The organism is Amycolatopsis sp. SID8362, assembly GCF_010550475.1.
In the GTDB taxonomy this organism is placed as follows: Bacteria; Actinomycetota; Actinomycetes; order Mycobacteriales; family Pseudonocardiaceae; genus Amycolatopsis; species Amycolatopsis eburnea.
On sequence record NZ_JAAGNB010000261.1, the window covers coordinates 1 to 5,134 of the forward strand.

Below are 5,134 nucleotides of genomic sequence, written 5' to 3' on the forward strand. Positions count from 1 at the left end.
CAGCGGGCGGCGCCGCGATGCCGTGAAGGCCGGCACGAACCGCTCCCAGTCGACGTCGGCCACGGCGAGGAACGTCTCGTCGCGGTCGAGCGCGCCCTGCATGGCCGCCACCGCGCGCTCGGGCGCCATCGGCCGCAGGCCACGGCGGCGCAGCTGCTGCTCGCCTTCGTCCTGCGCCATGCCGCCGCCGGCCCAGAGGCCCCAGGCCACCGAAGTCGCCTTGACGCCACGGGCGCGACGCTGTTCGGCGAGCGCGTCCAGGTAGGCGTTCGCGGCGGCGTAGGCACCCTGGCCCGCGCTGCCCCAGACGCCGGAGTTGGAGGAGAACAGCACGAACGCTTCGAGGTCGTCGCCGAGCAGCTCGTCGAGGTGCGCCGCGCCCGCGACCTTGGCCGCGAGGACGTCTTCGAACTCGTGCAGGCCGGTTTCGGCCAGGGTGCTCGACTGCGGCAGCCCGGCGGCGTGCACGACAGCGGTGGGCGCATGCTCCAGCCCGGCCAGCAGTTCTTCGACGGCCTTGCGTTCGGCGACGTCGCACGCGGCGACGGTCACCGCGCAGCCGAGTTCCCGCAGTTCGTCGGCCAGGTCGGTGGCACCGGGCGCGGCTTCGCCACGACGGCTGGTGAGCACGAGGTGCTCGGCGCCGGACCGGCCCAGCCACCGGGCGACGTGCGCACCCAGCGAACCGGTGCCGCCGGTGACGAGCACGGTGCCACGCGGCCGCCACGGCTCCCCCGCGGGCGCCGGACGAGCCGGGCGCAACCGGCGGGCGAGGATGCCCTGGGCGCGGATCGCGAGCTGGTCTTCGCCGCCGGACTCGGCCAGCACCCCGGCCAGCCGGTCGGCGGTGCGTTCGTCCACAGTGGCGGGCAGGTCGACCAAACCGCCCCAGATTCCCGGGTACTCCAGGCCGATCACGCGGCCGAGGCCCCACAGCTGCGCGGGCACGCTCGACGGCGGCGCGTCGTCGGCCCCGGTGGCGACCGCACCACGGGTGATGATCCACAGTGGAGCGTCGATCCCGGCTTCGGTCAGCCTCGGCGCCAAAGCGGCCGTCGCCGCGACGCCCGAAGCGATCAGCGGGTGCCCGGGCAACGGCTCTTCGTCCAAGCCCAGCAGGGAAACCACGCCGGCGTACTCGCCCGGCGGCAGGTCCTCCACAGTGGCCGTGACGACGTCGGCGCCACGGGTGGCCAGCGCGTCGAGCACCGAGGCCGCGAAGCTCCCGGCGGAACCGAGGACCAGCCAGCGCCCGGACAGCAGCGGCAGCGCCGGTTCGGCGACCGGCGACCAGCCCACCTTCAGGCACCACGAGTCCACAGTGGACTCCTCGGCGCGCCGGGAGCGCCAGCGGGTCAGCGCGGGCAGGACCTCGTCGAGCGCGCCGCGGTCGACGCCGAGGACGCCGGCCAGGTCGTCGGTTTCTTCGAGCGCCGTCCAGAGCCCGTCTTCGGCCGGGGCCGCCGCCGGGGCCGGGTCCAGCCAGTACCGCTGGTGGTCGAAGGCGTACGTCGGCAGCGGGACCAGCCGGGCGCCTTCACCGAACGCGGGCGTCCAGTCGACGTCGACGCCGTGCACCCACACCTCGGCGAGCGACGTGTACAGCCGTTCGAGGCCGCCTTCACCGCGGCGCAGGGTACCGGTCACGACGGCTTCGTCCACAGTGTCCTGGACGCTCATCGTGAGCACCGGGTGCGAGCTGCATTCGACGAAGGTGCCGTAGCCGTCCTCGGCCAGCAGCCGCGTGGTCGCGTCGAACAGCACCGGGTTGCGCAGGTTGGTGTACCAGTAGCCGCCGTCAAGCACCGCGGTGTCGATCGGCTCGGCGGTCACTGTGGAGTAGAAAGCGATTTCGGACGACCGCGGCGAGACCGGCGCGAGCAGTTCGCGCAGCTCGGCTTCGATCGCTTCGACGTGGGCCGAGTGGGAGGCGTAGTCGACCGGGATCCGCTTCGCGCGGATGCCGTCGGCCTCGCAGGACGTCATCAGCTCGTCGAGGGCGGACGGCGCCCCGGACACCACGACCGCGGCCGGGCCGTTCACCGCCGCGACCGAAAGCTCCTCGGTCAGGCGAGCCTCGACGATATCGCGGGAAGCGGCCACCGACACCATGCCCCCGCGCCCGGCCAGCGCCAGGATCGCCTTGCTGCGCAACGCGACCACGCGGGCGGCGTCCTCCAAGGACAGCGCGCCGGCGACCGCGGCCGCGGCGATCTCGCCCTGGGAGTGGCCGATGACGGCGTCGGGGTGGACGCCGTGGGCACGCCAGGCCTCGGCCAGCGACACCATCACGGCGAACAGCGCGGGCTGCACGACGTCGACGCGCTCCAGCATCGCGGAGTCACGGATGGCGTCGGTCAGCGACCAGTCGACGAACGGCGTCAGCGCGCGTTCGCAGTCCCGCATGCGGGCCGCGAACGCCGGCGACGTGTCCATCAGGTCCAAAGCCATCCCCACCCATTGCGAGCCCTGCCCGGGAAAGACGAAGGCGACCTTGCCCCCGTGGCGGGCGCTGCCCCGCACCAGGCCGGGAACGGCCCGGCCGTGGGCGAGCGCGCCCAGGACGTCGTGGCCGCTGTGCTCATCGGCGGCCACGAGCACCGCCCGTTGTTCGAACGTAGACCGGGAATTCGCGAGGGAGTACCCCACATCTGCGGCCCGGACCCCCTGTGCGGCCCCTACGCGCGCCTGCAGCCGGCGCGCCTGCCCGGCCAGGGCAGCGGGGGTCTTCGCGGACAGGACCCAGGGCACCGGGCCGGTCGCGACGAGCCCGGACGGCTCGGGCGCGACCGGCTCCGGTGCGGCTTCGAGGACCGCGTGGACGTTGGTGCCGCTCATCCCGAACGACGACACCGCGGCCCGGCGCGGGCGGCCGGTGTCCGGCCACGGCAGGTTCTCGCCCACCAGCCGGACGTTGCCCGCCGCCCAGTCCACATGGGACGACGGCGTGCCGGCGTGCAGCGTGGCGGGCAGCAGGCCGTGGCGCAGGGCCAGGACCATCTTGATGACCCCGGCGACGCCGGACGCGGCCTGGCTGTGGCCGATGTTGGACTTCACCGAGCCGAGCCACAGGGGGTGCTCGCGGTCGCGGCCGTAGGTGGCCAGGAGCGCCTGGGCCTCGATCGGGTCGCCGAGGGTGGTGCCGGTGCCGTGGGCTTCGACGGCATCGACGTCGTCGAAGGTCAGTCGCGCGTTGGCCACGGCCTGGCGGATCACCTGCTGCTGCGCCGGGCCGTTGGGGGCGGTGAGGCCGTTCGACGCGCCGTCCTGGTTGACCGCCGAGCCGCGGATCACCGCGAGGACCTCGTGGCCGTTGCGCTGGGCGTCAGCGAGCCGCTCGACCAGCACGACGCCGACGCCCTCGGCCATGCCCATGCCGTCGGCGTCGTCGGAGAAGGCCTTGCAGCGGCCGTCGGCGGCGAGCGCGCGCTGCCTGCTGAACGCGACGAACGACGCCGGGGTCGACATCAGCGCCACCCCGCCGGCCAGCGCCATCGTGCACTCGCCGTTGCGCAGCGACTGGCAGGCCAGGTGCAGCGCGACCAGCGACGACGAGCACGCCGTGTCGACGGTGACGGCCGGCCCGGTGAGCCCGAAGGTGTAGGAGATCCGGCCCGAGACGACGCTGGCCGCGCCGCCGGTGAGCAGGTGCCCGGCCGAGCTGTCGGGCTGGGCGAGCCCGATGCCGTAGTCGGCGTAGTTGGTACCGACGAACACGCCGGTCGCGCTCCCCCGCAGGCTCTCCGGGTCGACGCCGGCGCGTTCCATCGCCTCCCACGTCGTCTCCAGCAGGAGCCGCTGCTGGGGGTCCATGGTGAGCGCCTCGCGCGGTGAGATGCCGAAGAAGCCCGGGTCGAAGTCGCCCGCGTCGTGCAGGAACCCGCCGTGGCGGGTGGTGCTGGTGCCCTCGCGATCGGGGTCGGGGTCGAACAGGGCGTCGGTGTCCCAGCCGCGGTTGACCGGGAACCCGGTGATGGCGTCGCCGCCCGCGGTGATCAGCTCCCAGAGGTCCTCGGGGCTGGTGATGCCGCCGGGGTAGCGGCAGCTCATCGCGACGATCGCGATCGGCTGGTCGTCGGCGACCGCGACGACGGTCTCGGTGACCGCGGTCGTGGCGCCGAAGAGGCCGTCAAGCAGGAACGCCGTGATCCGTTCGGCGTTCGGGTGGTCGAAGGCGAGGGTCGCGGGGAGGCTCTGGCCGGTCTCGGCGGCCAGGCGGTTGCGCAGCTCGACCGCGGTGAGCGAGTCGAAGCCGAGTTCCCGCAGGGCCACGCCGGGGGCGACGGCGTCCGGGCCGTCGTGGCCGAGAACCGCCGCCGCGGTGGCGCGGACCAGCTCCAGGACGGTCCGGGTGCGGTCGGCCGGGGACCGGCCGGACAGGCGTTCGCGCAGGCCACCGGTGGTGGCCGGGGCCTGGGATTCGACGGTCAGCGCGCGGCGGACCTCGGGCAGCTCGTCCAGCAGGGGGCGGGGCCGCAGGGCGGTGAACACCGGCGCGAACTTCGCCCAGTCGACGTCGGCGAGCGCGAGGAACGTCTCGTCGTCGGCCAGCACCTGCCGGAGCCCGGCGAAGGCGAGGTCGGGGTCGAGGAACGGCAGGCCCTGGCGGAGCAGGCGGCTCGCGTCGAAGTCCTGGTTCTCCTTGGCGTTGTCCCAGGGATTGACGGCGTTCCAGACGCCCCAGGCCAGCGACGTCGCCCGGAGGCCGCGGGCGCGTCGGCGCTCGGCGAGGGCGTCGAGGTGGGCGTTCGCCGCGGCGTAGGCCGCGTGGTCGCCGCTGCCCCACACGCCGGCGATCGAGGAGAACAGCACGAACGCGTCGAGGTCGCGATCGAAGACGGCGTCGAGGTTTTCGGCACCGAGCACCTTCGCGCGCGCGACGGCGGCGAACTCCGCGACGTCGGTGGCGTCGATCGAGGCCAGCTCGATCAGCGCCGCGGCGTGGATCACCGCGCTGAAGTCGTGGCGGTCGGCGAGGGCCTGGACTTCGGCGCGGTCGGCGATGTCGCAGGCCTCGAAGGTGACGGGGACGTCCAGCGCGGCGGCGAGTTCGGCGGCGCCGGGGGCCTGGTCGCCGCGGCGGCTGGCGAGGACGACGTGCTCGGCGCCGGTGTCCTGGAGCCAGCGGGCGATC

Annotated in this window: 1 protein-coding gene; it reads right to left on the minus strand. The window is 74.2% G+C overall.

What is annotated here, in order from left to right; genetic code table 11:
- Positions 1-5,134: type I polyketide synthase (locus G3I65_RS08880; protein WP_160695664.1), on the minus strand; the 5,134-nt coding region annotated here is incomplete at both ends.